Origin of the sequence: Neisseria subflava (assembly GCF_003044935.1) — a bacterium.
GTDB classification, from domain to species: Bacteria; Pseudomonadota; Gammaproteobacteria; order Burkholderiales; family Neisseriaceae; genus Neisseria; species Neisseria subflava_E.
In genome coordinates this window covers 420,164-445,308 of record NZ_POXP01000002.1, presented here as the reverse complement: position 1 = coordinate 445,308, position 25,145 = coordinate 420,164, and the positions used below count along the sequence as shown (strand labels likewise).

The window sequence follows — 25,145 nt, the reverse complement described above, 5'->3', positions numbered from 1 at the left end:
GGTGGGTCGTGTCAGCGGGCTTTGCCCGACAATATTCTGTTTTTATGGTTGATGTCTGTTTCAGACGGCCTTTTCGACGAAATTGCGGTAGGTTTCGGCAAATTCGTCGGCATGGCTTAAAAAGGGCGCGTGTGCGGCTTTGTCGATAAGGACCAGCTCGCTGTTGCTCAAATGGCGGTGTAAATATTCGCCCATGCGCGGCGGCGTAATGGCGTCTTTCTGTCCAAACACCAGCAATGACGGCGTTTGAATCAGCGGCAACAGCGGACGCGCATCGGCATGGTTGACCGCTTCAAGCGCGGCCTGTAAGGCGGAAGGCGTGCCGCAGCGCGCTAAATCGGGCAGCACCCGGTTTAAGATTTCGCCGGAATGGGGCGTGTGCAACAGTTGCAGTTGTAGAAACTGCTTAATATGTTTGGCATAATCCTGCTGGAATGCACCGACCATCTTGCCCAAGGCAGGTTGTGCCAAGCCTTCCGGATAATCCGTGTCGGCAGTCAATCGGGCAAAACTTGCCGTCAGGCAGAGCGATCGGATTTTATCGGGATAAAGCGCGGTCAGATACAGGGCAACCAGTCCGCCCAGCGACCAGCCGAGAATGTGTGCCGGCGTGTCGATTTGTCCGGCGAAGGCTTCGGCAACGGCGGCAATATCAAACGGCTCGGTAAAAGGCGCATCGCCGTGTCCGGGCAAATCAAGCGCGCGGACGTCCCAACCGGCAGGCAGGCGCGGTATCAAATCGTCGAATACATGGCGGTTCGCCGCCCAACCGTGTATCAGATAAACTTTTTTGGCGGAGTGTGGCATGAATGTTCTTTCTTGGTGGCGCAATTTGAAACGGCTCAATGCGCGACGTTGCGTATTATGCCACGATTCCGTTTCAGACGGCCTTTGCCGAGGCTGCACAAACGATTTGACGGAATATTTTATCGACGCGGCACAAAGCTGCCCTTTGTGTTTCCGCCATGTCGCGGGCGGGGCAGTGTGCGGCAGTTGTCAGAAAAAGCCGCCCGCATTTGATAGAATGTGGGCCTCGCTGTATTACGAACCGCCCGTCAGCAGCATGATACGCGAGCTGAAACACTTGGCCGACTTGGGCATGAGCCGTCCGTTGGCGGATTTGATGTGCCAAAACGCACCGGACTGGCTGGCGGCGGAACACTTCGATTTCGTCCTGCCCATGCCTTTGAGCAAAGAGCGGCGGCTCAAGCGCGGATTCAACCAAAGCGAGGCATTGACGGATATTTTGGCAAAACGCTACGGCTGGACGCTGCTGCCGCGCCACGCGGTTTTCAGACGGCATGGCGAGCCGCAAAGTACGCTAAAAAGCGACGAACGTCGGCGAAATATCAAGAATGCATTTAAAATCAAAGCCGAATTGCCGAAGGCGTGTAATATTCTGTTAATTGACGATGTCTTCACCACCGGTTCGACTTTGGACGAATTGGCGAAAACGCTGAAAAAATCAGGCGCAGGTAAGATTTTTTGCTGGAGCTTGGCGCGTCCGCCAATGAAAAAATAGCTTAAAGTTTTTGACACCCATGGAACATTTCGGCATTATGCCACTCTATAAGTGATTGATTTATATGTTTACCATAGTTTTGTACCAACCCGAAATCCCGCCCAATACGGGCAATATCATCCGCCTGTGCGCCAATACCGGTGCCGATTTGCACTTGGTCAAGCCGCTTGGGTTTCCGCTGGATTCGTCCAAAATGAAACGCGCGGGCTTGGATTATCACGAGTTTGCCAAACTGACGGTACATGAGAATTTCGAAGACTGCCTCAAGGCCCTTGAAGGCCGCCGCATTTTCGCGCTGACCACCAAAGGCTCTACCCGCCCCGACGAAGTTTCCTTCCGCGAAGGCGACGTGTTGCTGTTTGGTCCCGAAACACGCGGCCTTCCTGCCGAAGTTCTCGACAGTCTGCCTGCCGGACAAAAAATCCGCCTGCCGATGATGCCCGGCAGCAGGAGCATGAATCTTTCCAATACCGTCGCCGTCATTCTGTTTGAAGCATGGCGACAAAACGGTTTTGCCGGCGGCGTATAACAGGCCGTCTGAAACCGCTGCGTTATCAACTCAAGAACGGAACCCGTTTTGACTTTTACCAAAAAAACCCTCCTTTCCCTAGCCGCCGCCACCATCGGCGTCCTTTCCATCAATGCCGCTGTTGCCGACAGCGTGGTCCGAGTCGAAAAACTGCATCCTTCTGCCAACCGCAGTTACAAAGTTGCCGGCAAACGCTACACGCCGCTGACCCAAGTTTCCTCTTTCAGCCAAACCGGCAAAGCCTCATGGTACGGCAACCAATTCCACGGCCGTAAAACTTCCAGCGGCGAGCGTTACAATATGAACGCCCTCTCCGCCGCCCACAAAACCCTCCCTATTCCCAGCTACGCACGCGTGACCAATATGCAAAACGGCAAAAGCGTCATCGTTCGCGTCAACGACCGCGGCCCTTTCCACGGCAACCGCGTCATCGATGTTTCCAAAGCCGCCGCCCAACAATTAGGCTTCATCAACCAAGGCACGGCCAACGTCAAAGTTGAGCAGATCATCCCCGGCCAAACCGCCGCTCAAACCATTATTTCCCCAAACAACAAAGAATTTTTTGTTGATTTGAAATCCTTCGGTACTCAACGCGAAGCACAGGCTTATTTGAACCAAGCCGCACAAAGCCTGCCGTCAGACAGCAAAATCATGCTTGAAAAACGCAACTACGAATACGTTGTCAAAATGGGGCCGTTCAGCAGCCAAGAACGTGCCGCCGAAGCAGGCGAACGCGCCCGTCATCTGAACCTGGCATCCGCCATCTGATTTCGTCCGCGTAACCGCTGAAGTTTGATACAATACAAGGCCGTCTGAAACCCGATTGCAAGGTTTCAGACGGCCTTTTTTAATCACAGGGGAACACCATGATCAGCAGGCTCACAGGCAAATTGATTGAGAAAAATCCGCCGCAGGTCGTTATCGACGTCAACGGCGTCGGTTATGAAGCCGACGTTTCCATGCAGACTTTCTACAACCTGCCCCCCGTTGGCGAAACCGTCCATCTCTACACCCAGCTTGTCGTCCGCGAAGACGCGCATTTGCTGTTTGGATTCGCCTCAGCCGAGGAACGCGCCACTTTCCGCCAACTGGTCAAAGTCAGCGGCATTGGTGCCAAAACCGCATTGGGCATTTTGTCGGCCATGAATGCCGACGAGCTGGCGCAAGCCGTCGCCGAAGAAGACGTCAAACGTCTCTCCTCCGCCCCCGGCATCGGCAAAAAAACCGCCGAACGCATGGTGTTGGAACTGCGCGGTAAACTCGTATCCCATACCGTTTCAGACGGCCTGTTTGCCCCTGATACCGTTGCCGACGAAAGCCAAGACATCATCAACACCCTGCTTGCCCTCGGCTACAACGAACGCGAAGCCAAAGCCGCCACCAAAGGCATTCCCAAAGGCACGGAAGTCGGCGAAGGCGTGCGCCTGGCCTTGAAAAACCTGCTCAAATAAGGCCGTCTGAAACATGAAGGCATTGGCCCTGAGCATCACCCTCTTTCTAAGCGCATGCGTCTATACCGAGACCCCGTATGGACGCACCGCCGTCTTAGACCTGCCCGTCCACTCGCAAACCACTGTCAACAAAACCGTGACCATCAACGCCCCGCCCGGGACGACCGTCATCTATCAAGACAGCGAACCCGTCCGCAATTACCCGGCCTATCCCGTTTATCCCCGCCGGGTTTATCGTTATCGATAAACAACGCTGACCGTTTGAAACCATATATTCAGACGGCCTGTTGAGAGACCAACCATGAAATACATCCTTCCCCTGCTTTTACTCCTGAGCGCCTGCACACCGGATACCAAGACCACGGATGCCGCATCCACCCCCAAAACACACGGCTTCGCACACCGCCTGACCGAAGGCGAAAAACTGCTGACCCAAGCCCTCATCAAACAAGACCTCGCCGCCTACTTCAAACACGAAACCGGCGGCGCATTTGCCGAACAAGCCCCCTTATTCTCGGCCCAGCAACTTGCCGAACAGAAAAACATCCCCAAAAACGATGCCATCGGCGTTTACGGCAAAATCATCAAAACTCAAGGCCGCACCGCCTGGCTGCAAACCGACAAGCAAACCCTCAAACTCGATTTGGCCGAACCGCTGCAAGAAGCTCAAGGCGAAGTTACCCTTGTTTGCCAACACGAAAACACCGCATTCCAAGACTGCCAAACAGAAGAAAACTTCGCCCGACGCTTTACCGAACAAATTTTCTCGGCGGTCGAGTCCGGACGCGTATCCGCCCAAACAGACGCACCGGCCGAAGAAATCATGGCCGGCCGCCTCATTCCGTTTTTAAGTGCCGCCAGCGACTTTACCGGCAACTTCAAAGCCTGCGCCACCACCATGACCGAATACTGCACCAGCCGCCTGGCACGCGAAATGCCCGAATCCGCAGTTCGCAAAAAAGCACAGGAATTGGGTTTGACCGAAATAGCATTTAAAAAGAAAAAATAAATATTTAGGCCGTCTGAACCCTATGGCGGCTGTGTTATAATCCGCACCTCATACAGGTCGGACAGACAGTCGCCGCGTATCGCGTAAGGCATACGGGGAGGAAAGTCCGGGCTCCACAGAGCAGAATGCCGGCTAACGGCCGGGCGCGGTAACGCGACGGAAAGTGGAACAGAAAGCAATACCGCCGATGATTGCCTTCGGGCAAAACAGGTAAGGGTGAAAAGGTGCGGTAAGAGCGCACCGTGCATTTGGTAACAAAGCGTAGCAGGCTAAACCCCATTCGGAGCAAGACCAAACAGAACGCGATGACGCTGCTCGCCGAGCGTTCGGGTAGGTTGCTTGAGCACACCAGCAATGATGTGCCTAGAGGAATGACTGTCCGCGACAGAACCCGGCTTACCGTCCGAGCTGTATGTCCCCATACCGCGGCAGGTTTTTAAAACCTGCCGCATTTTTATAGAAATAAAAAGGCCGTCTGAAACCTCAATCTTGGTTTCAGACGGCCTTTTTTTAAACCGCTGTTTATGGACGGTATTCCGGTTTCATGCCGTTGGGCAGGAGCTGCCATACATAGCCGGTGGTTTTCATTTTGCCGGCCACTTCGCCTGCTTCGTCACCATAACCCCAGAAATAATCCACACGGACCGCGCCTTTAATCGCGCTGCCGGTGTCTTGCGCCATAATCAAGCGGTTGAGGGCTTTTTTGGTGATCGGGTGGGCAGTGGCGACAAATAATGGTGCGCCAAGCGTGATGTAGTGACGGTCGATGGCACCGGCGTATTCGCCCATCAACGGCGTACCCAATGCACCCACCGGGCCGGAATCACTGCTGCCAGTCAGCTCGCGGAAGAAGACGTAGCTTGGGTTTTGCCCCAAAACTTCGGCAAGGCGGCCGGGGTTTTGCTTCATATAGGCCTTGATGCCCTGCATGCTGGTCTGACCCAGCGGCAGATAGCCTTTGTCCGCCATATAACGGCCGATGGAAACATACGGATGTTCGTTTTTATCGGCAAATCCGACACGGATGTATTTGCCGGACGGTGTTTTCAGACGGCCTGAACCTTGAATGTGCATAAAGAAAAGTTCGACCGGGTCATCTGCATAACCCAAAATCGGTGCTTTGCCGTTAAGCGCGCCGCCGTTGATTTGGCTGCGGGTGTAGTAAGGAACAAAACGGCTGCCTTCAAAACGGCCTTTCAGCGCAGTGCTGCGTGCTGTAATCGGGAATCTGGACAAGTCGGCCGTGTATGTGCCGCTGTTGTCAATGACGCCGCTGTTTGGGCCGGTTTGGCGGATGCGGACGGTGGCTTTGCTGCCCCTCAAGTTTGCAGCCAGCGGAACGGAAACGAAATCGTTCGGAATGCCGTAAATAGGGAAACGGGATTGGCTTGTGGATTTGTCGTCGCCGTGCAGGACCGGTTCATAATAGCCGGTAATGGTGCCGGCAGGATTGCCGCCGTTATCGACGCGCCATGCGGTGAAATAGCGCTCGAAAAAGTGCTTGGCTTGGAAATGGTGCACCGGTGTTTGCATGGCTTGGATACAAACGTCCTGCCAGCCTTGGCGGTTTTTAAGTTTTTCACAGCCTAAGCGGAAAGACTGCAGGCTTTTGGTAAAGTGTTGGAGGTCCCAGTGCGGCAATTCGTTGTAGGAAACTACGGTGTAGTTTGCTCCTCCCTCGCTCACTGTCGTACCGACGGGATCGGGCGTGCCAGTGGGGCGGTCGGGGCCTTTGATAACGCTGGTGTCGGTTTCGGGGAGGTTTTTAATGCTTTTGCTCGGACAGGCGGCAAGAATGGCTGCGGCAATACTGACGAGCGTGATGCGGTACAGATGTTTTTTCATGGAATCAATAGCGTGCTGAAAGGCCGTCTGAAAGCTATTTTTCAGACGGCCTATGTTGGAAAGTGCTGATTTTAACACAAAAAAGCCATTTATCGGCGCGGCGGCAATTTGACGACAACCGTATCGGCCAGTATATCGTAGAGCGTGCGGCGGTCGCGTTTGACAGAGAAGAGCATGATGAAGTTGATCAGTGTAATCAGTAGTGAATAAATTAAAATGTTTCCTTTTAATACAAAGTATGTAGCAAACACAATGGCAAGTACAATTAAGCCCCATGCAACTTCTCGTACCAATACCGTACCAAGAAAACCCGGATTGCTGCCATTGCTTTTCAATACTCGAATACGCATGATCTTTTTACCCAAGGATTGACCATAGCGGCTCATGTAATAAAGCTGAACAACACCGACAATTAAATATACGATAGAGGTCAATCCTAGCATCTGTGTCATATCGGCCCGCTCGCTGACACTTATTATAAGCTCTTGTGTAAAAGCAATATTTTTCTGCTTGGCAGTTGCTGCTGTCTCAGTATATAAAATATAATAATAGGGTAAAAAAATAATTACATTAAATAAATAATTCAACAAATATGCCGCGACCCGTGACCATACTGAAGCAATATGGACATCCACTATTTCTGTTTTAGGCAAATCCGACAAATTGATTTCGCTCATTTAATCTTCCTCTGTGCTATTTAATGAGATGCAATTTCATTGCCATCTTAACCTATTTTTCCATCATTCTAAAAAATTTCGATAAAAACCTTTACATTTTCCGCAGACAGCGTTAAAACGTTTGTTTTCCCCTTTTTTATAGTGGGTTAACAAAAGTCTGAACAAAGCGCAGGCGATGCCGTTCCGATTTTTGTTAATGCACTATAAACTTATCCGGATTTTCTTTGTAAGGAGTAACACATGAAAGTAGGTTTTGTCGGCTGGCGCGGTATGGTCGGCTCTGTTTTGATGCAGCGTATGAAAGAAGAAAACGACTTCGCCCACATTCCCGAAGCGTTTTTCTTTACCACTTCCAACGTCGGCGGCGCTGCCCCTGATTTCGGTCAGGCAGCCAAAACATTGTTGGATGCCAACGATGTTGCCGAATTGGCAAAAATGGACATTATCGTTACCTGTCAGGGTGGCGATTACACCAAATCCGTCTTCCAACCCCTGCGCGACAGCGGCTGGAACGGCTACTGGGTTGACGCGGCTTCTTCCCTACGCATGAAAGACGATGCGATTATCGTCCTCGACCCTGTCAACCGCAACGTCATCGACAACGGCCTCAAAAACGGCGTGAAAAACTACATCGGCGGCAACTGTACCGTTTCCCTGATGCTGATGGCTTTGGGCGGTTTGTTCCAAAACGATTTGGTCGAATGGGCAACCAGCATGACCTACCAAGCCGCTTCAGGCGCAGGTGCGAAAAACATGCGCGAACTCATCAGCGGCATGGGTGCGATTCACGCTAAAGTGGCGGACGAACTTGCCGATCCTTCCAGCGCGATTCTCGATATCGACCGCAAAGTGTCCGATTTCCTGCGCAGCGAAGACTATCCGAAAGCCAACTTCGGCGTACCGCTCGCCGGCAGCCTGATTCCGTGGATTGACGTGGATTTGGGCAACGGCCAGTCTAAAGAAGAATGGAAGGGCGGCGTGGAAACCAACAAAATCCTCGGCCGCAGCGACAATCCGACCGTAATCGACGGCTTGTGTGTACGCATCGGCTCTATGCGCTGCCACAGCCAAGCCATTACCCTGAAGCTGAAAAAAGACCTGCCCGTTTCCGAAATCGAAGCGATTTTGGCAGGCGCGAACGACTGGGTGAAAGTCATCCCCAACGAAAAAGAAGCCAGCATCCACGAGCTGACGCCCGCCAAAGTTACCGGCACGCTGTCTGTTCCTGTCGGCCGTATCCGCAAACTGGAGATGGGTGGCGAATACATCAGCGCATTCACTGTCGGCGACCAACTCTTGTGGGGTGCTGCCGAGCCGTTGCGCCGCGTATTGCGCATTATCTTGGGCAGCCTGTAATTTAGGTTGGCATGAAAAAAGGGGTAAGCGGATTAAATGGTTGATCTTACCTTTGCATGAGAGTGAGACAGACTAGCATCTCATCGGATTATCTGGTTGATGCTTCACCTACTGCTGGTGCATGTTTCCTTCGCTAATTCCAGCAAGAACCCCACACGCCTCAACTTCCCGGTCATCGTTGCAACTCGCTCTCAGTGAAACGAGTTGTTTCTCAAGCGCTTGCAGAGCGGTTATCTGCGACCGCACATGAGAGATGTGATCATCGAGCAAGGCGTTGACGGCGGTACAAGGCTGATGAGGGTCGTCCTGATAGCTCTGTAGTTCGTGAATCTCAGCCAGTGACAGGCCCAGGATTCTGCAGCGACGGATGAAGGCCAGCCCCTCACCATGCTTCTCGGTATAGACACGGTAACCGTTGTCCTGCCGATCAGGCGGCGGCAATAAGCCCTGCTGTTCATAGAAGCGGATCGTCTGTGTTTCGACCCCTACCAACTGCGCCAACTGACCAATGCGCATCAGCCTCCTCCCCAACGGATTCTTTACTCTATTGACCTTATAGTAGCTTTATAGTTTAAAATGGTACCACAACATTGTTCAAGTGGAGTCATATTATGAGCAAATCCTGTGGTGGCGCCTGTGGCGGTGATGCAACGTCCGCAGCGGATACCGATATACAGGCCTCCTCCGAGGCGACAGGGAGATGGGTCAGTGTTTATGCAGTGCCGAAGATGGACTGTCCATCAGAAGAACGAATGATTCGCCTAGCCCTGAACGGCTTTGAGGAGATTCGGGCGCTGTCCTTCGACTTGTCGAACCGCCGGCTGAAGGTCGTGCATGACGGCGAGATCGAGCCCGTCACCTCGAAACTGAAGACCTTGGGGCTAGGCGCCTCGCTTCAGGAAACCGTCGCTGCAAATCCAGAGACCATCAAGGCCGCCGAGTTTTCGGCAGCTTCTGCTAAGCAAGAATCCTGGACCCTGCGCTGGTTGCTCGGCATCAATGCACTTCTGTTCGTAGTGGAAATGACTGCCGGTCTGATCGCCCAGTCCACCGGCCTGATTGGAGAATCCCTGGACAATTTTTCCGATGCGGCGGTGTACGGGCTTGCCCTTTATGCGGTTGGACATAGCGTGAAAATGCAGGTACGTGCCGCGCATCTTGCTGGTGTACTGCAACTGATCTTGGCTGTGGGCGTGCTCGTAGAGGTGGTGAGACGCTTTGTATTCGGTAGTGAGCCTGAATCTCTGGTGATGATGGCTATCGCATTCGTCGCATTGATTGCCAATACCAGTTGTCTGCTGCTCATATCCAAACATCGGGAAGGCGGGGCGCACATGAAGGCAAGCTTGATATTCTCGGCCAACGACGTGGTGATCAACCTGGGGGGCATCACCGCCGGCGCCCTGGTCGCGTGGACCGGTTCCAATTATCCAGATCTGATTATCGGCACCATCACGGGGGTGATTGTACTTAACGGTGCCAGACGCATTTTGGCGTTGAAGGGTTAAATAATGCTCATTATTGGCAAAAAGCTCTCGCCGTATGCCCTATTGTCCATATCGGGCCTGCTGGCAGCGTCTGATCAGGCTGTAAAGTGGCTGGTGCAGCAATCAATGGCCTATGGCGAGTATGTTTCGGTGACCCCGTTCTTTAACTGGGTGCACCTATGGAACACCGGTGCCGCATTCAGTCTTTTTGCGAATGGTGGAGGCTGGCAGCGCTACTTTTTTATCGGAATCGCGGTAGTGGTCTCGATTTTTCTGATCAAGCTGATCCTTGAAAATCGTCATAAAGGAGAAGCCATCGCTTACAGTCTTATCCTCGGTGGCGCCATGGGCAACCTGATTGACCGGGTCTTTCGCGGCTATGTTGTGGATTCCTTTGATTTCTATTGGCGAGACTGGCATTGGCCGGCCTTCAACCTGGCTGATATTGCAATTGTCCTCGGTGCCTTACTTTTCGTTTCCAGCAGCTTGTTGGGTAAAAAAGCAAACACCAATGCCGAGTCGGATGGATCTGACTGACACCTACGCCTATACAACACCATGACCGAACTTCCCGACAACATCCTTCACCTGCCGCAATACCAAGTACTGGGCTGCAAATCAACCGACGACGAAATGCACTTCCAGGTGGACGTGCCCGATCCCATCGCCTGCGAGGAATGCGGCGTGCAGGGTGAGTTCGTACGGTTCGGCAAGCGTGACGTTCCCTATCGTGATCTGCCCATCCACGGCAAGCGGGTCACTCTCTGGGTGGTCCGCCGCCGATACACCTGCCGGGCCTGCAAGACAACATTCAGGCCCCAGCTACCGGAGATGGTGGACGGATTCCGTATGACACTGCGGCTGCATGAGTACGTGGAGAAGGAATCCTTCAACCACCCCTACACCTTTGTGGCGGCACAGACCGGCCTGGACGAGAAGACGGTGCGCGACATCTTCAACGCCCGCGCCGAGTTCTTGGGGCGCTGGCACCGCTTCGAGACGCCCCGCATCCTGGGCATTGACGAGCTATACCTGAACAAGCGCTACCGCTGCATTCTGACCAACATTGAGGAGCGAACCCTGCTCGACCTGCTGGCCACCCGCCGCCAGGACGTGGTGACCAACTACCTGATGAAGCTGAAAGACCGGCAGAAGGTCGAGATCGTCAGCATGGACATGTGGAACCCCTACCGGGCAGCGGTCAAGGCTGTACTGCCCCAGGCCCGTATCGTGGTCGATAAGTTCCATGTGGTGCGCATGGCCAACGATGCCCTAGAGAGAGTGCGCAAGGGCCTCAGAAAGGAGCTGAAACCGTCCCAGAGCCGGACTCTCAAGGGAGACCGGAAAATCCTGCTGAAACGCGCTCACGAAGTCTCAGACCGGGAGCGCCTCATCATGGAGACCTGGACAGGCGCGTTCCCGCAACTGCTGGCCGCCTACGAGCACAAGGAGCGCTTCTACGGCATCTGGGACGCCACCACACGGCTCCAGGCAGAAGCCGCCCTGGACGAGTGGATAGCCACCATCCCGAAGGGCCAAAAGGAAGTCTGGAGCGATCTGGTCAGGGCAGTGGGAAACTGGCGTGAAGAGACCATGACCTACTTCGAGATGGACATGCCCGTCACCAACGCTTACACGGAGTCCATCAACCGACTGGCCAAGGACAAGAACCGTGAAGGGCGCGGTTACTCCTTCGAGGTGATGCGGGCACGAATGCTCTACACCACGAAGCACAAGAAGAAGGCACCGACTGCGAAGGTCTCTCCTTTCTACAAGAAAACCATCGGTTACGGACTGCCGGACTTCGCAGAGGAACTCAACTACGGAGTCGATCTATCAACCATCTGAGGGTGGTATCAGATTGATGGGGTGAAGGTGCCCCATCAACCATTAAATCCGTATACCCGAAAAAAGCAACGGTTTGGGCCGTTGCTTTTTTTGTCACAATAAGGCCGTCTGAAATGTTCAGACGGCCTTATTTCCTATTCTTTCTTACCGGCCAAACCGATTTCTTTGGTAGAGTCGCCAACTTTGATTTGCGCCTTACCGGCAATTTCTTCAGCCTGCGGACCGAAGAGTTTCAAATCATAACGGCCGTTTTCGACGCCATTCAAACTGGTTTTACCGCTGATGGCGGCTTTGCCATTGTTATTGGCAATGCCTGCGGCAAGTAGGTCGACATTATTGTGGGAAGCCATGCTGCTGATTTTGCCGTAACCTTGTTTTTTATCGAAATCGACGGTGTATTTCAGACGGCCGCTGCGGTCGTCGCCATTAAACGCGATACCTGAATACTGATAGCTGCCTTGTTTGGGCAAATTGCGGTAAGCAGTTTCATCGCCTTGGACTTCGCCGACGGTGAATGTGTATGTATCGAGATTTTGCAATTTGCCTGCGTCATCGGCTTTTTGTTTGGCGTAACGCGCGGCAACAGTGGAATAATTTTGTTTATACACTTGGAAGTCGCCAGTTTCCAAAGTGATGACTTGGCCGTTTACCTTGATTTTTTGGGCGTAGTCGTAAGAGGATACTTTATCGGTTTTCAAAAAGCCGGTATCGAGTTTGTCGCCTTTTTGCAGGGTTTGCGGTTTACCGTTGGCCGTCAGCTCCAACGTACCGTTTTCAGGGACGGATTCGTTCAATTCAACGGACAACACGCCTTTCGGATGCGGATTGAGCGGCTCGGTCACGGCATTCGACAAGCCGCTTGTTGCGCCGCCGCAGGCAGCCAGCATCAAAGACAGGGAAGCAGTCAAAGCAGAAATACGGAGGGTTCTCATCATTTTTTCCTTTCCTTTTTTATTTGATATGATATTTATCATATACCTAAAAAAATGAAAAATAAATGATTTTTGTCAAAATCAAGCATTTTGAATATTAATTTTATAAATATTGAAACATTTTTAGAATATCGGGCATTCAGTTCATCCAGCCTCCCTTCCGCTATAATCATTTTATTTTGCAAACGGATTTCATCATGCCGAAAATCACCCTTATCGCCGCCTACGCCACCCGCCGCTGTATCGGCATCAACAACACCATGCCTTGGCATTTGCCTGAGGATTTTGCCTTCTTCAAATCCTACACTACCGGCAAACCCGTCATTATGGGCCGCAAAACATGGGAGTCGCTGCCGCGCAAGCCATTGCCCGGCCGTCAAAATATCGTCATCACCCGCCAAGATTATCAGGCCGAAGGCGCGCAAACGGCGGCCTCTTTGGAAGATGCGCTGGCTTTGTGTCAGGGGGTTGAAGAAGTCATCATCATGGGCGGCGCGCAAATTTATGCACAAGCCCTGCCGATTGCCACGGATTTGCGTTTGACCGAAGTCGGTTTGGATGTGGACGGCGATGCGTTTTTTCCTGAGTTTTCCACAGAAACATGGCAAGAAGCCTCTCGGGAAAACCATGTTTCCGCCAAAGGCATCGAATACGCGTTTGTGCGTTATGTGAAGGCATAATCCGATAACGCAAAGGCCGTCTGAATCCCTGTTTTTCAGGTTTCAGACGGCCTTTTTATTTCGTTTGTTTACGGCATACCGTTTAAGCTGTTTTGTTTTTCAAAGGCAGTTTGATATGCGGTTTGGCCGGCTTGGGCGCTTCTTTCAGTCCAAGTTCGATTTGCTGCTCTTCGCTCAACAAATTGCTCCAGTCGCCTTTTTTATACCAGTCGCGACCATCCAACTCGATGGGGTGTTGGATTCGTTCGCAACCGTTGCCGCATTGCAAATCGTCTTCTTTGCAGTATTTGTCGCAACCCCAGCAGATACGCTCGGGATTTTTCGGGAAAATGGGAAATTTCTTGGCCATGATGTTCTTCTTTTGTTTGTGTGCGGTATGGGCAGAATTATAAGTGATTTGAATGGGGCTGGCGGCGGGTTTATCGTGTTTTACGCTGATTTTTTAAGATGTGTTAACCTTTCAGACGGCCTATACTGTAAAAACTATCCCTATGCGGTACAACAAGAGGACCCGATATGAACATATGCCGTCTGAAGCCTGAATTTGTCGAGCCTTTAGCCCTCGCGCTGTTTGAGGAATGGCACGATTTTGCGCCGTGGTCGTCTTTGGACAAAATCCATGCGTATTACGCGCAGTGCCTTAATAGGGATGACTTGCCGCTGGCGTTTGCGGCTGTGGATAACGAAGGGCGGCTGATGGGTTCGGCGGCCTTAAAGCGGTTTGATATGGCGTGTTTTCCCGAATACGAATATTGGCTGGGCGATGTGTTCGTTTTGCCGCAATTTCGCGGTTTGGGCGTAGGCAGGCAGCTGGTTTCGTTTTGTCTGGATAAAGCACACGAACTGGGTTTGCCGCATCTGTTTCTCTATACGCCGGATGTGCAGGCTGTATATGAAAAGTTCGGCTGGAAAGAAATTACACAGACTTGGCACAACGGGGAAACCGTATCCGTCATGAAATTGGATTTATAGTTTGAAAAGAATAAAAGGCCGTCTGAACATTTGGTTTCAGACGGCCTTTGCCTTTGAATTATCCACAACTACCCTATCCGCTTAAACGGCGGCAGGCAGGCCAATAATTGTTGGCCGTAGCGTTGCGTTTTGACGCGGTTATCGAGGATGGTCACGCGGCCGTAATCCTGTTCGGTACGGATAAGGCGGCCGACGGCTTGGATCAGTTTGATGCTGGCTTCGGGAACGGTGATTTCGATAAAGGGATTGCCACCGCGTTGTTCAATCCAACGGTTTTGGGTTTTCTCGATGGGATTGTCCGGCATGGCAAACGGCAGCTTGGCAATAATGACTTGCACGCAGGCCGTGCCGGGCAGGTCAAGGCCTTCGGCAAAACTGTCGAGGCCGAAAATAATGCTGGCTTTGCCTTCGGCAATAGCTTGATGGTGCCTTTGTAAAAGAACAGCCTTGGGCAACTCGCCTTGTACAAGCAGAAGCGGCAAGTATTCGTCAGGCAGTCGTAAGGCGACATCCTGCATTTGCTTGCGCGAGGAAAATAACACCAGCGTACCGATGGCTTCAACCGGCGAAACCAGCTTCGGCAACCATTCGACAATGGCGGCCGTGTGCGCATCAGGGTCTTTGGGGCTGGCTTGAACCGGCGGAATATACAGCTCGCCTTGCGTATCGAAATTAAACGGACTTTCCAATGCAAGCGTGGTGGTTTCGGGCAGCCATAATAGGCCGGTTTGACGCAAAATCAGGTTGAAGCTGCCGAGCGATTGCAGGGTGGCCGAAGTCAGTACCGCGCCTGCCGCACGCCGCCACAGGCTGTTGGCAAGGTGGGATGCGCTGCTGATGGGGCTGGCGTTGAAAATGTAGTCGTTTTTGTCGTCGGCACGGCGGGTTATCCATTTCGCCAACGGCTCTTCGCCTTCAATGGGAACGGTGGAGAGTAAATCCCAAACCGCGCTGATTTGTTCGATACGGGCGATAAAAAGGCCGAACTCGCTGGTCAGGCGGTCGAGGAGCGTGCTGTCCTGCTCTTTTTCGCGGCGCGCGGCGGAAAGCGCATCATTCAGCCCGACAACGTGTTTGAGCAGGCTGCGTGCAGCAATGGCCGTATTGGAAACTGTGGTTTCCAGGCCTTCGGGGATTTTGCCGTCTTCCCACAGCCAAGTCGGTTCGTTGTGTTTCCGCCTGTCGTTTTCAGACGACCCCAGACTTAAAGACGGCTCTTCCGCCAAGTGAAACTGCCATTCGTGCAGGCTGTCGAGCAAGGATGTGGCAGCTTCGTCGGCAAGGTTGGCAAGTTCGGCTTTATCGGTCAGCGCGGCAATTTTGCCGGTCAGCTGCGGCAGTTTTTCCAGCGTCCAAACGGCAATATTCCATGAATGTTCGGCGGCAAAACGGCTGAGGGCCTTTTTGGGCAGGTGGTGCGCTTCGTCTATGCAATAGAAACTGTTTTCGGGCGCAGGCAGAATCACGCCGCTGCCCATGCTGATGTCGGCAAGCAGAAGATCGTGGTTGGCAACGACGACATCGACGGTTTCCAAAACATCGCGTGCCAGGTAAAACGGGCATTCCGAACGGTTAGGACAGGCGGATTTCAGGCAGCCGTGGCGGTCGTTGGTCACTTTGAGCCAAATCGCGTCATCGATTTTTTCCGGCCAAGTGTCGCGGTCGCCATTAAAGCGGCGGGCGGAAAATTCATCGGCAATGTCGCGCAGCAGGTTCAATTCTTCCGGCTTGGGTTTGCTGTCCCACAACACTTCCGGTGCTTCAAAACCAAGCAGGTTTTGCTGGGCGTTGTTTTGTGTCAGTTGATAGAGTTTGTAAGGGCAAAGATAACGGCCGCGCCCTTTGGCAAGCGCAAAGGTCAGCTCCAAACCGCTTTTTTCGACCAGAAACGGCAAATCGCGGTCGACCAACTGCTCCTGCAAGGCCACCGTCGCACTGCTGACAATCAGCCGTTTGCCGCGCGTTTGCGCCATGATTCCACCGGCCAAAAGGTAGGCCAACGATTTACCCACTCCGGTCGGCCCTTCTATCACGGCAATGCTTTCGCCCTCGCGTTTGGGCGCTTCTTCGCCTTCTTCACGCGTCAACGTCCGCGAAAAAGCGTTGGCAATAGCCGCAATCATTTCCCGCTGCGAAGCGCGCGGACGGAAACCGGGCAGGTTTTTGCCGATGTTTTGGTAATGGTCGCGGATGGCGTTTTTTTCTAAATCGGTGAGCATTGAGGCCGTCTGAATAGGTTTGCAAGAATAGCGTATTTTAGCATTTTTACCTTCATGAAGCCCTTGTTAAATTAAATGTAATTAGCATAGATTATAAGATATAATGTTTATAAGTAATCTACTTAGGAGTGCCTACTATGACCATAGAAATTTATTCTCATAATGCTTTACATTATTTAGTTGATATTACCCGCTTTGAAGAAGAACTAAAAAAAAGAAATAAAATTCAACCAAAACGTTAAAGTATTTTTTATAAATAATCCTAAAATCAAAGGATTAGTAGAAACTGATATTGATTTACTCCTACTTATTGCTATTGAAAATAAAACTAATAGTTATTACACTATAAAATCCAAGGAAGATAATAAAATATTGTATTTCAATAATCTTATTATACCAATTAAATTTATTGATTATCTTGAAGATATTATAGCACCTGAACCTAAAGGAAAAATTAATTATATTTATACTGATAAATATGAAGAAAATATTGGTATATATATTAATGAATTATCAAATAAAACAAAGCATTATTTAGAATCTATTTGGAAAGATTGCCAACTTGATCTGTCTTTTAAAGACAATCCTATTAAATTTAAAATTACACCACATCCAATTATTTGGACACTAAGCCATAATAATAAATACTATGATTTCACTCGACCTAATTTTATTTATGCTCCAAGATTTGGATTTAATGAACTCATCTATTATCTAAGAAATAATCCTCCTGAAAAAACAAACCGATTTACCTCTAATGCACACTGGTCTATTGAAAAAGATAATCATAAGGCCTATATGATTATTGATGATCATATTAACTTATTAAAAAAACAATTAGAAAATGATAATAAGATTGGATTATTAACTAAGAAAAAAATTGATCGTCTAAATAAACAATATGCAGAAGATTTAAAAATATATGAAAAATATCTTTCTGAACAAGGAAATATTCCTCAAGAAAATAATAACATCTTTGATTTTGTTTTTGGGTTAGACAATAAAAAACAAAAAATAACTATATTACCAGAAAGAATTCGGGCAGAAAAAGAACTTAATAAGAATCTTATCATCATTAGTGGCAAGGCTGGTTCTGGTAAAACATTTGAAATGCTGTCATTAATCAAAAAATCCTATGAAAATGCAAAAGAAAAAACAGCTTATGGGGCAAGAAGTGGTTACTATTTAACTTATAATAAATTATTAGCAAACGATGTTAGAACAATAACTAATCACTATCAAAGTGGGACAAAAACTGCAGTAAAAACAATACATAAATTTATTTATCAAAGAACAATGAGTTTATTAATATTAAGAATAATGAATACAGAAAGAATTAAAGAACTTTTAGAAATTCAAGATGAAAGAAAAAACAAAGTAGTAGAGTACATTTCTAAAAAACCTATAGTCAATACTCCTGATAGTTCATGGGATAAAGGTACAAGGGAGTTTTTCTTAAGATGGATAGGAAAATCTAAAAACCCTTCATTAGAAGATTTAGAAAAACATGTTTATGCAAATAAAATAAAAATTGAAAATAAAATAAATCGTGAGGTATTTTTAGTAGATTATTATCAAGTTTTACGTTATCTCATTCTTGCAATTCAAAATCCAAGAGAATTATTTTATAAACTAAAAATAAATTCTCTCACTGAAAAAAGATGGGAGGAACTTCTTGCCCTAAAAGAAGCGAAAAACAAATATAAACAGACACCGGAAGATTTTACTAAACTTGTAAATCGTTCTTTAGGAAGTGTTCGTGGGCAGGGAAAAATTTTATTTATTGATGAAGGACAAGATTGTCATCCTCTTGAGCGTGATCTTTTTCTTTTACTTTGGGGAAAGAAAAATATTGTAGTATGTACAGGAGGTAAAGAACAGCTTATCCGCCATAGTGAAGAATGTAACTGGAAATACCTAGATACTGAAAAAAGAGTTGTTCATAACGTAATTGAGATTCAAAAACGTAATCGTACCTTTAGAATGAAACAGAATATTGTTGATTTCTGTAATTTTATTGCTAATGAATTCCAAATCAACCTTGATTTAAGTGCTATTCGGTCTAACGAGGATAAAGGTACAGTCCTCATTGAGATGAATGACCCTATACATACTAAACTTAAAAGTACAGTAGATACACTAAAAAAAATAGGTATAGATAACGAACTTTCAAATTACGAAAGTATTCTATTCTTAATGGAGTCAGATTCTAAATGTTTATTCGAAGAAGGAAAAAAAGTTGAAGATATTCAAATTGATAGTAATAATAATGTACTAGAATCTGAATCAACAAAAGATAAGATCTCAAATTTGTCCCAACTAGTCGGTATTCCTGAAGAGAATTTATTTTTACATAATCAGGAGAAAAAAAATCAACAAATTCACGAAAATAATATCCAGGAAGATAGTTTTCATGTTGAGGAATTTCCATCTGCAGATACTTATCGAGGTATTTTTTATGAATCTTGTAGAGGTTTAGAAGCATGGTCTGTTGTCTGTCTTGATCTTGATTTATTCTTTGACCGTAAAAAACAAGAAGAAACAGCAGCAAGTTATCTAAGTGATGATTTATATTTTACAGAAGAAGAGCGCAAACAAAAATATGCAGCAACTTGGGTATTAATGGTACTTACTCGACCAATTGATACACTATATATTCATATTAATAACCCAGCTTCTGAATTGGGAAAATTAATGCAAAAATATATTGATCAAAAATAATCAATTGTATTGAAACCGTGATTTACTTTCTTTCTACACAAAATTATTTTCATCTTCCCTAAAATCTTTTTATAAACAGATTTTAGTAGTTGTAATGAAAGAATTATTTTTCCGGATCAGTAAATCTTAAAGCCATCTGAAACTTTATTATAAATTTCAGACGGCCTTTTGCTTTGGGAGAGAATAAATAGGGGATATCGTTAATTAATTGCTGTCTTACAGCAAACGGGCATGTGTATCGTTATAACCGATATCTGTAATTTCTCACACGCCGGTAGCCGGAACGGTAAATTTCACGCAGTCATCGTCTTTACGCGGATCACATGCATCGTAGTATTCAACCTTAGTCAAACCTGGAATCTGGCCGGAGTCATTGGCATGGTTCCATTCAGACATACGACTGTCAGCAAATGATGCGGTGGCGGCAGTTGCAATAATCAGGGTCAGGAGTGTTTTTCATGATACTTTCCTTTTTTAATCAGAATATTATCTATGTTTAGGTTTATGTTTAACCGATGAAATGCATTGTATTGATTTTATATTGGTTGATAAATACACATTTATTGATGTTGTATTAACCAATAAGAAACAATAAACCGCTTACACACTCAAGGCCGTCTGAAACTTTAGCCGCACTGATGCAGAGGTACCCACAATTTTTGCTTGTCGGATTTGTTTTTCTCGTAGCGGTTCCACGCTTTTTCGTGAAAATAAAAGACGACGGTATTGACGATGGGTTCGACCAAAGCCACCGCGCTGGAAACGCCGATACTGCCGGTCAAAATATAGGCGACACTAAATGCGACGCTGAAATGCAAAATAGCAAATGTAATGGTTTTAATCATGCTGTTTTCCTGATACATTGATGTTTTAATCGCTACATAATAATTATTATCAACTAACGCGTAAATTTTAAATCCTTTATCCTAATTTAGATTTTATAAATCGATATTTTATTTTTGATAGGAATTTTATGAACCCGCTCCATATTGTCGTCCTCGACCGCGATACTCTCGTCAACCGCCCGTTTGATTTTGATTTTCCACATACATTGAGCAGCTACGGCACAACCGAAGCGCACGAAACGCTGGAGCGTATCCGCGGTGCGGACATTGTGATTACCAACAAAGTCGTGATTTCCGCCCAAGCATTTGCCGAAAATCCACAACTCAAGCTGGTTGCCGTTACCGCGACAGGCGTCAACAATGTGGACGTTGAGGCTGCCAAACAAAACGGCACGGCAGTGTGCAATATTCGCGCTTACGGCAATGAATCCGTGGCGGAACACGCGTTTATGATGATGATTACCCTGATGCGCAACCTGCCTGCCTACCAGCGCGACGTTGCTGCAGGCTTATGGGAAAACTCGCCGTTTTTCTGCCATCTCGGCGCCCCGATGCGCGATTTAAACGGTAAAACGCTGGCGATTTTCGGTCGCGGCAATATCGGTAAAACGCTGGCAACTTATGCTCAGGCTTTCAAAATGAATGTCGTGTTCGCCGAACATAAAAATGCCCAAAGCGTCCGCGACGGCTATGTTTCCTTTGACGAAGCCATCCGCTCTGCCGATGTCGTGTCGCTTAATTGCCCGCTTACGCCGCAAACGGCAAACATGATAGGCGAAGCCGAATTGCAACAAATGAAACCCCGCGCCATCCTCATCAACTGCGGTCGCGGCGGCTTGGTCGATGAAGCCGCTTTGGTTGCGGCGTTGAAATACGGCCAAATCGGCGGTGCAGGTTTTGACGTGTTGACACAAGAGCCGCCGCGCGACGGCAACCCTCTGCTGAAAGCCCGACTGCCCAACCTCATCGTCACGCCACACATTGCATGGGCAAGCCAAGAAGCCGCAAACCGCCTGTTTGACATCCTTTTGGATAACATCAACCGCTTCGTGGCCGGCAATCCGCAAAATCTGGTTTAATCTATGGAAAACCTGTTGATAAGGTTGTGAACAATTTTAAAGGCCGTCTGAAATATTCAGACGGCCTTTATTTATCTTTATTTATTTCATAAAGTTATCTATCAAGTAGATTAAATCATTTCATTCTTCATTGTGGATAACCCTATAAAAAGGCCGTCTGAAATACTCAGACGGCCTTTTGTTTGCCCGGGCAAATTAAATATCGTATGTGGTTGAAGCGGTATCGCCGCCCTTACCTGTCCAGTTGGTGTGGAAGAACTCGCCGCGCGGTTTGTCTGTACGCTCGTAAGTGTGCGCGCCGAAGTAGTCACGTTGCGCTTGCAGCAGGTTGGCAGGCAGGCGCTCGGAAGTGTAGCCGTCAAGGAAGGTAATGGCAGAAGCCATGCAAGGCATCGGAATACCGCATTCGATCGCTTTAGCCACCACTTTGCGCCATGCAGGCAGACAGGTTTCCAATACGCCTTTGAAATAAGGATCGGAACCCAAGAAGACCAAATCAGGATTGGCTTCGTATGCGTCGCGGATGTTGCCCAAGAACGCGCTGCGGATGATGCAGCCTTCACGCCACAAGAGGGCGGTGTTGCCGTAATTCAATGCCCAATCGTTGTTTTCGCTGGCTTCGCGGATCAGCATAAAGCCTTGTGCATAAGAAATGATTTTGGATGCCAACAGGGCTTGGCGCAAAGCATCTACCCATGCGGCTTTATCGCCTTCAATCGGGGTAATGGTTTTGCCAAACAGGCTGTTTGCTTGGATGCGTTGGTCTTTAAACGCGGACACGCAACGTGCAAACACGGCTTCGGAAATCAGGGTCAACGGGATACCCAAATCGAGGGCATTGATGCCGGTCCATTTGCCTGTACCTTTTTGACCTGCGGTATCAAGGATTTTTTCAACCAAAGGTTCGCCGTTTTCATCTCTGTAACCCAAAATCGCGGCGGTAATTTCGACCAGATAAGAATCCAGTTCGGTTTTGTTCCATTCGTTGAAAATGCGGTGCATTTCGTCGTAGCTCAGACCCAAGCCGTCTTTCATGAATTGGTACGCTTCGCAAATCAACTGCATATCGCCGTATTCGATGCCGTTGTGCACCATTTTGACGAAGTGGCCCGCACCATCGCGACCGACCCAGTCGCAGCAAGGCTCGCCTTGAGGCGTTTTGGCGGAGATGGCTTGGAAAATCGGCTTAACAGCAGGCCATGCGGCTTCATCGCCGCCAGGCATGATAGACGGACCGTGACGCGCGCCTTCTTCGCCGCCGGACACGCCCGCGCCGATAAAGCGGATGCCTTTTGCCGCCAGCTCGTGGGTGCGGCGGGTGGAATCGGGATAGTTGGCGTTGCCGCCGTCAATAATAATGTCGCCTTGGTCCAAAAGCGGAACGAGTTGTTCGATAAAGTCGTCAACGACAGAACCTGCGCGAACCATCATCATGATTTTGCGCGGTTTTTCCAGTTTATCCACTAAATCTTGCAATGAATAGGCACCGATAATGTTGGTGCCTTTAGCTGCGCCGTTGAGAAAATCGTCTACTTTAGCGGTGGTCCGGTTGTACGCCACGACTTTGAAACCGCGATCGTTCATATTCAAAATCAAATTTTGACCCATAACGGCCAAGCCGATTACGCCGATATCGCCTTTCATTGATGGAAGCTCCATTATTAATTTAATTTATCAACCGTAACTCTATCTGATTTACAGAGATTTAACAATCCTTAACTATCTAATTTTTTGAAAAGATGCCTTTACGTTTCAGACGGCCTTTACCTTTGGGAAAACAAACTATAAATTAGATTTTAAATAATAAATAGAAGATGATATTGAGTGCTGCCACAGCTTGTTGATAACTTTGATTATAAAAATTTTTCAAATACTTAGCTGATATTTTTTGATGAGGATAAAGTATGGTCGGCCTTGTTTGTAGGTGTGGATAAATTTTTTCTGCTGCTCCATTCTGTGGGTAACTTTTTGCCTGTGCACAATCTTAGCTTGTTTTATACTTCTCCAATTGGAACTGATTGACTGGAGAAATAGTCAAATAGTTTTTTATTTCAAGCTATTTTCATATTTCCTTTTGTTTAAGCTGGGAAAAGGCCGTCTGAAAATATGTCAATAAGGGTATGCATATGAAGTTTTCTTTTAGTATTAACCTGTTATCCGTTTTGATTTTGGCCGCTTGTGCGCAACAGCCAGTTCAAAAGCCTCAAGTTTCCCTGCCCTCCGTATCTATGGATAACCATGCGCCGGAGCAAGGGACGGGGCTGACGGAGCAGAAATTAATCCGCGCCAAACATTATATGGCGGCGTCTGCCAATCCGCTGGCAACTGAAGCCGGTTATGAAATTTTGAAGCGCGGCGGCAGTGCGATAGATGCGATGGTTGCCATGCAGACAACTTTGGGACTGGTTGAGCCGCAGTCTTCCGGATTGGGCGGCGGCGCGTTTTTGGTGTATTGGGACAATAAGGCGAAAAAGCTGACAACGTTTGATGCCCGAGAAACGGCGCCGAAAGCGGCAACGCCGGGGCTTTTCTTGGACGAAAACGGCAAACCGATGGGCTTTATGAAAGCTGTGGTCGGCGGCCGTTCGGTCGGTGTGCCGGGGATTCCGAAGCTGCTCGAAGATGTCCACAAGCGTTACGGAAAATTGCCGTGGGCAAGTTTGTTTGAAAAACCGATTACTTTGGCGGAACAGGGTTTTGCTGTTTCTCCGCGTATGGCGAAATCCATCGAACAAAATTTGGAACCCTTGCAACGTTATCCGCAAACTGCTGCCTATTTCTTACCCGACGGCAAACCTTTGGCTACGGGAACGGTTTTGAAAAATCCTGAATTTGCGCGTTCTGTGCGCCTGTTGGCGGAAAAAGGCAGTGCGCCGTTTTATCAGGGAATGCAGGCGCAGAATATTGTTCGTGCCGTTACCGGTGCTGTGGATAATCCTGGCAAAATCAGCATGGCGGATTTGAAAAACTACCGCGTTATCGAGCGTGAACCGGTTTGCGCGCCGTATCGTGAATATGAAGTTTGCGGTATGGGCGCACCAAGTTCGGGCGCGATTGCTTTGGGGCAGATTTTGGGTGTATTGCAGAATCAGGATATGAAGGCGTTGGGTGTGGAAAATATCCACAGTTGGCGCTGGATAGGCGATGCGTCGCGGATTGCTTTTGCCGACCGTGATTATTATGTCGGCGATCCTGCGTTTGTGAATGTTCCGACCCGTGCCATGATTTCTCAGGCTTATTTGAAACCGCGTGCTAAAGAAATCCGCCAATCCGACAAGGCATTGGAAACTGTTCAGGCAGGCAAGTTCGGCAAGGTATACGCGCAAGGCATGGCGGTCGAGCTGCCGTCCACCAGCCATTTGGTGGTTGTGGATAAAGACGGTAACGTTGTATCGATGACGACTTCGATTGAAAACGCGTTCGGTTCGGGGCTGATGGCAAACGGCTATCTGCTCAACAACGAATTAACCGATTTTGCCTTCAACCCTGTCGGCGCGGACGGTAAAACGGTGGCAAACAGCGTGGCAGGCGGCAAACGTCCGCGTTCTTCGATGGCGCCGACCATTGTGATGAAAGACGGAAAACCTTATATGGCGGTTGGTTCGCCGGGCGGCAGCCGCATTATCGGTTTCATTGCTAAAACACTGGTGGCGCATATCGATTGGGGTATGGACATTCAGACGGCAATTTCACTGCCGAATATGCTCAATCGCGGCAGCCAGTATGAAATCGAGGATAAAACAGCGGCTGCGGATAAAGCGGCTGCGTTGGAAAAACTGGGCTACAAAGTCCAAATCCGCGATTTGAATTCCGGCGTGCAAGGCATTGTGATCGGCAAAGACGGTTTGCTCGGTGGCGCCGACCCGCGCCGTGAAGGCAAGGTCATGGGCGATTGATATTGTCAGTTTGACTGAAAAAGGCCGTCTGAAACCTAGTTGTTCAGACGGCCTTTTAGTTTTAGAAAATATATGGA

General features: G+C 48.8%; 25 protein-coding genes and 1 other RNA gene. 16 read left to right on the top strand and 10 right to left on the bottom strand.

Annotation, left to right across the window (positions count from 1 at the left end; genetic code table 11):
- Positions 1–60: 60 nt before the first annotated feature.
- Complete coding sequence (bioH, locus tag DBY95_RS07755) at positions 61–807, bottom strand: pimeloyl-ACP methyl ester esterase BioH (RefSeq protein ID WP_107723936.1); 747 nt, start codon at positions 805–807, stop codon at positions 61–63.
- On the opposite strand from bioH, the gene DBY95_RS07750 reads away from it, so the two are divergent.
- The 7 genes from DBY95_RS07750 (at position 806) to rnpB (ending at position 4,926) form a co-directional block, all read left to right on the top strand.
- Positions 806–1,522: a ComF family protein gene (locus DBY95_RS07750; RefSeq protein ID WP_107723935.1), complete on the top strand. Its 717-nt coding sequence runs from the start codon at positions 806–808 to the stop codon at positions 1,520–1,522. The genes bioH and DBY95_RS07750 overlap by 2 nt on opposite strands.
- A gap of 64 nt (positions 1,523–1,586) precedes the next feature.
- Entirely contained in the window at positions 1,587–2,051 is a 465-nt protein-coding gene (trmL, locus tag DBY95_RS07745; RefSeq protein ID WP_049335654.1) for a tRNA (uridine(34)/cytosine(34)/5-carboxymethylaminomethyluridine(34)-2'-O)-methyltransferase TrmL, read from the top strand.
- A 48-nt stretch (positions 2,052–2,099) separates the two neighbouring features.
- A complete protein-coding gene (locus DBY95_RS07740; protein WP_070624865.1) occupies positions 2,100–2,819 on the top strand; it encodes a septal ring lytic transglycosylase RlpA family protein in 720 nt (239 codons plus the stop codon).
- A 98-nt stretch (positions 2,820–2,917) separates the two neighbouring features.
- On the top strand, positions 2,918–3,502 hold the full coding sequence (gene ruvA / locus DBY95_RS07735; protein WP_107723934.1) for a Holliday junction branch migration protein RuvA: 585 nt from the start codon (positions 2,918–2,920) through the stop codon (positions 3,500–3,502).
- A 13-nt stretch (positions 3,503–3,515) separates the two neighbouring features.
- Positions 3,516–3,749, top strand: coding sequence for a hypothetical protein (locus DBY95_RS07730; RefSeq protein WP_049335660.1), 234 nt, complete (start codon positions 3,516–3,518; stop codon positions 3,747–3,749).
- Between the two features lie 54 nt (positions 3,750–3,803).
- Positions 3,804–4,511, top strand: coding sequence for a hypothetical protein (locus tag DBY95_RS07725; protein WP_107723933.1), 708 nt, complete (start codon positions 3,804–3,806; stop codon positions 4,509–4,511).
- Positions 4,512–4,564: 53 nt separating this feature from the next.
- An RNA gene (rnpB, locus tag DBY95_RS07720) (RNase P RNA component class A) lies at positions 4,565–4,926 on the top strand.
- 107 nt (positions 4,927–5,033) lie between these two features.
- Here rnpB and mltA read toward each other — a convergent pair.
- Positions 5,034–6,356, bottom strand: a complete 1,323-nt coding sequence (gene mltA / locus DBY95_RS07715; protein ID WP_107723932.1) for a murein transglycosylase A — start codon at positions 6,354–6,356, stop codon at positions 5,034–5,036.
- An 89-nt stretch (positions 6,357–6,445) separates the two neighbouring features.
- Positions 6,446–7,033, bottom strand: coding sequence for an RDD family protein (locus DBY95_RS07710; RefSeq protein WP_107723931.1), 588 nt, complete (start codon positions 7,031–7,033; stop codon positions 6,446–6,448).
- Positions 7,034–7,273: 240 nt separating this feature from the next.
- Here DBY95_RS07710 and asd point away from each other — a divergent pair, with 240 nt between their 5' ends.
- Positions 7,274–8,389: an aspartate-semialdehyde dehydrogenase gene (gene asd / locus DBY95_RS07705; protein ID WP_107723930.1), complete on the top strand. Its 1,116-nt coding sequence runs from the start codon at positions 7,274–7,276 to the stop codon at positions 8,387–8,389.
- 108 nt (positions 8,390–8,497) lie between these two features.
- Here the strand turns inward: asd and cadR are convergent, their stop codons facing one another.
- The gene (gene cadR / locus DBY95_RS07700; RefSeq protein ID WP_004364961.1) at positions 8,498–8,905 is read right to left on the bottom strand and encodes a Cd(II)/Pb(II)-responsive transcriptional regulator; all 408 of its coding nucleotides are present in this window, start codon (positions 8,903–8,905) and stop codon (positions 8,498–8,500) included.
- A gap of 95 nt (positions 8,906–9,000) precedes the next feature.
- Between cadR and DBY95_RS07695 the strand changes: the two genes are divergently transcribed.
- From DBY95_RS07695 to DBY95_RS07685, 3 genes are read left to right on the top strand one after another with little or no spacing between them, the layout of a single operon-like run.
- Positions 9,001–9,897 carry a cation transporter gene (locus DBY95_RS07695; protein WP_070588402.1) on the top strand — a complete coding sequence of 299 codons (897 nt, stop codon included), beginning with the start codon at positions 9,001–9,003 and terminating at the stop codon, positions 9,895–9,897.
- 3 nt (positions 9,898–9,900) lie between these two features.
- On the top strand, positions 9,901–10,413 hold the full coding sequence (lspA, locus tag DBY95_RS07690) for a signal peptidase II (protein ID WP_003821921.1): 513 nt from the start codon (positions 9,901–9,903) through the stop codon (positions 10,411–10,413).
- Between the two features lie 21 nt (positions 10,414–10,434).
- Positions 10,435–11,724, top strand: a complete 1,290-nt coding sequence (locus DBY95_RS07685; RefSeq protein WP_049331821.1) for an ISL3-like element ISPpu12 family transposase — start codon at positions 10,435–10,437, stop codon at positions 11,722–11,724.
- Between the two features lie 134 nt (positions 11,725–11,858).
- Here the strand turns inward: DBY95_RS07685 and DBY95_RS07675 are convergent, their stop codons facing one another.
- Positions 11,859–12,656 (bottom strand): factor H-binding protein, encoded by a 798-nt coding sequence (locus tag DBY95_RS07675; RefSeq protein WP_107723929.1) that lies wholly within the window; start codon positions 12,654–12,656, stop codon positions 11,859–11,861.
- A gap of 197 nt (positions 12,657–12,853) precedes the next feature.
- Between DBY95_RS07675 and DBY95_RS07670 the strand changes: the two genes are divergently transcribed.
- Entirely contained in the window at positions 12,854–13,336 is a 483-nt protein-coding gene (locus DBY95_RS07670; protein ID WP_107723928.1) for a dihydrofolate reductase, read from the top strand.
- 82 nt (positions 13,337–13,418) lie between these two features.
- Here DBY95_RS07670 and DBY95_RS07665 read toward each other — a convergent pair whose 3' ends face one another.
- Complete coding sequence (locus DBY95_RS07665; protein ID WP_003686685.1) at positions 13,419–13,685, bottom strand: DUF3079 domain-containing protein; 267 nt, start codon at positions 13,683–13,685, stop codon at positions 13,419–13,421.
- A gap of 167 nt (positions 13,686–13,852) precedes the next feature.
- On the opposite strand from DBY95_RS07665, the gene DBY95_RS07660 reads away from it, so the two are divergent.
- Complete coding sequence (locus DBY95_RS07660; protein ID WP_107723927.1) at positions 13,853–14,308, top strand: GNAT family N-acetyltransferase; 456 nt, start codon at positions 13,853–13,855, stop codon at positions 14,306–14,308.
- 68 nt (positions 14,309–14,376) lie between these two features.
- Here DBY95_RS07660 and dinG read toward each other — a convergent pair whose 3' ends face one another.
- Positions 14,377–16,527: an ATP-dependent DNA helicase DinG gene (gene dinG, locus DBY95_RS07655; RefSeq protein WP_107723926.1), complete on the bottom strand. Its 2,151-nt coding sequence runs from the start codon at positions 16,525–16,527 to the stop codon at positions 14,377–14,379.
- A gap of 372 nt (positions 16,528–16,899) precedes the next feature.
- Here dinG and DBY95_RS07650 point away from each other — a divergent pair, with 372 nt between their 5' ends.
- Positions 16,900–19,248, top strand: a complete 2,349-nt coding sequence (locus DBY95_RS07650; protein WP_107723925.1) for an AAA family ATPase — start codon at positions 16,900–16,902, stop codon at positions 19,246–19,248.
- Between the two features lie 264 nt (positions 19,249–19,512).
- Here the strand turns inward: DBY95_RS07650 and DBY95_RS10760 are convergent, their stop codons facing one another.
- Together DBY95_RS10760 and DBY95_RS07640 are read right to left on the bottom strand one after the other, a co-directional pair.
- A complete protein-coding gene (locus tag DBY95_RS10760; protein ID WP_283122213.1) occupies positions 19,513–19,644 on the bottom strand; it encodes a hypothetical protein in 132 nt (43 codons plus the stop codon).
- A 230-nt stretch (positions 19,645–19,874) separates the two neighbouring features.
- Complete coding sequence (locus tag DBY95_RS07640) at positions 19,875–20,093, bottom strand: DUF2061 domain-containing protein (RefSeq protein ID WP_003686746.1); 219 nt, start codon at positions 20,091–20,093, stop codon at positions 19,875–19,877.
- Between the two features lie 128 nt (positions 20,094–20,221).
- Between DBY95_RS07640 and DBY95_RS07635 the strand changes: the two genes are divergently transcribed.
- Complete coding sequence (locus DBY95_RS07635) at positions 20,222–21,172, top strand: D-2-hydroxyacid dehydrogenase (protein ID WP_107723924.1); 951 nt, start codon at positions 20,222–20,224, stop codon at positions 21,170–21,172.
- Between the two features lie 195 nt (positions 21,173–21,367).
- On the opposite strand, the gene gnd is transcribed toward DBY95_RS07635, so the two are convergent.
- Positions 21,368–22,816, bottom strand: a complete 1,449-nt coding sequence (gene gnd, locus DBY95_RS07630; protein WP_107723923.1) for a decarboxylating NADP(+)-dependent phosphogluconate dehydrogenase — start codon at positions 22,814–22,816, stop codon at positions 21,368–21,370.
- A gap of 482 nt (positions 22,817–23,298) precedes the next feature.
- On the opposite strand from gnd, the gene ggt reads away from it, so the two are divergent.
- Positions 23,299–25,068: a gamma-glutamyltransferase gene (gene ggt / locus DBY95_RS07625; protein ID WP_107723922.1), complete on the top strand. Its 1,770-nt coding sequence runs from the start codon at positions 23,299–23,301 to the stop codon at positions 25,066–25,068.
- The last annotated feature ends 77 nt before the right edge of the window (positions 25,069–25,145 follow it).

Excerpts from the sequence above, each read along its gene's own strand:
- DBY95_RS07750 (WP_107723935.1), top strand. The coding sequence starts at position 806 with ATGAATGTTCTTTCTTGGTGGCGCAATTTGAAACGGCTCAATGCGCGA.
- bioH (WP_107723936.1), bottom strand. The coding sequence starts at position 807 with ATGCCACACTCCGCCAAAAAAGTTTATCTGATACACGGTTGGGCGGCG.
- trmL (WP_049335654.1), top strand. The coding sequence starts at position 1,587 with ATGTTTACCATAGTTTTGTACCAACCCGAAATCCCGCCCAATACGGGC.
- ruvA (WP_107723934.1), top strand. The coding sequence starts at position 2,918 with ATGATCAGCAGGCTCACAGGCAAATTGATTGAGAAAAATCCGCCGCAG.
- DBY95_RS07730 (WP_049335660.1), top strand. The coding sequence starts at position 3,516 with ATGAAGGCATTGGCCCTGAGCATCACCCTCTTTCTAAGCGCATGCGTC.
- DBY95_RS07725 (WP_107723933.1), top strand. The coding sequence starts at position 3,804 with ATGAAATACATCCTTCCCCTGCTTTTACTCCTGAGCGCCTGCACACCG.
- mltA (WP_107723932.1), bottom strand. The coding sequence starts at position 6,356 with ATGAAAAAACATCTGTACCGCATCACGCTCGTCAGTATTGCCGCAGCC.
- DBY95_RS07710 (WP_107723931.1), bottom strand. The coding sequence starts at position 7,033 with ATGAGCGAAATCAATTTGTCGGATTTGCCTAAAACAGAAATAGTGGAT.
- asd (WP_107723930.1), top strand. The coding sequence starts at position 7,274 with ATGAAAGTAGGTTTTGTCGGCTGGCGCGGTATGGTCGGCTCTGTTTTG.
- cadR (WP_004364961.1), bottom strand. The coding sequence starts at position 8,905 with ATGCGCATTGGTCAGTTGGCGCAGTTGGTAGGGGTCGAAACACAGACG.
- DBY95_RS07695 (WP_070588402.1), top strand. The coding sequence starts at position 9,001 with ATGAGCAAATCCTGTGGTGGCGCCTGTGGCGGTGATGCAACGTCCGCA.
- lspA (WP_003821921.1), top strand. The coding sequence starts at position 9,901 with ATGCTCATTATTGGCAAAAAGCTCTCGCCGTATGCCCTATTGTCCATA.
- DBY95_RS07685 (WP_049331821.1), top strand. The coding sequence starts at position 10,435 with ATGACCGAACTTCCCGACAACATCCTTCACCTGCCGCAATACCAAGTA.
- DBY95_RS07675 (WP_107723929.1), bottom strand. The coding sequence starts at position 12,656 with ATGAGAACCCTCCGTATTTCTGCTTTGACTGCTTCCCTGTCTTTGATG.
- DBY95_RS07670 (WP_107723928.1), top strand. The coding sequence starts at position 12,854 with ATGCCGAAAATCACCCTTATCGCCGCCTACGCCACCCGCCGCTGTATC.
- DBY95_RS07665 (WP_003686685.1), bottom strand. The coding sequence starts at position 13,685 with ATGGCCAAGAAATTTCCCATTTTCCCGAAAAATCCCGAGCGTATCTGC.
- DBY95_RS07660 (WP_107723927.1), top strand. The coding sequence starts at position 13,853 with ATGAACATATGCCGTCTGAAGCCTGAATTTGTCGAGCCTTTAGCCCTC.
- dinG (WP_107723926.1), bottom strand. The coding sequence starts at position 16,527 with ATGCTCACCGATTTAGAAAAAAACGCCATCCGCGACCATTACCAAAAC.
- DBY95_RS10760 (WP_283122213.1), bottom strand. The coding sequence starts at position 19,644 with ATGTCTGAATGGAACCATGCCAATGACTCCGGCCAGATTCCAGGTTTG.
- DBY95_RS07640 (WP_003686746.1), bottom strand. The coding sequence starts at position 20,093 with ATGATTAAAACCATTACATTTGCTATTTTGCATTTCAGCGTCGCATTT.
- DBY95_RS07635 (WP_107723924.1), top strand. The coding sequence starts at position 20,222 with ATGAACCCGCTCCATATTGTCGTCCTCGACCGCGATACTCTCGTCAAC.
- gnd (WP_107723923.1), bottom strand. The coding sequence starts at position 22,816 with ATGAAAGGCGATATCGGCGTAATCGGCTTGGCCGTTATGGGTCAAAAT.
- ggt (WP_107723922.1), top strand. The coding sequence starts at position 23,299 with ATGAAGTTTTCTTTTAGTATTAACCTGTTATCCGTTTTGATTTTGGCC.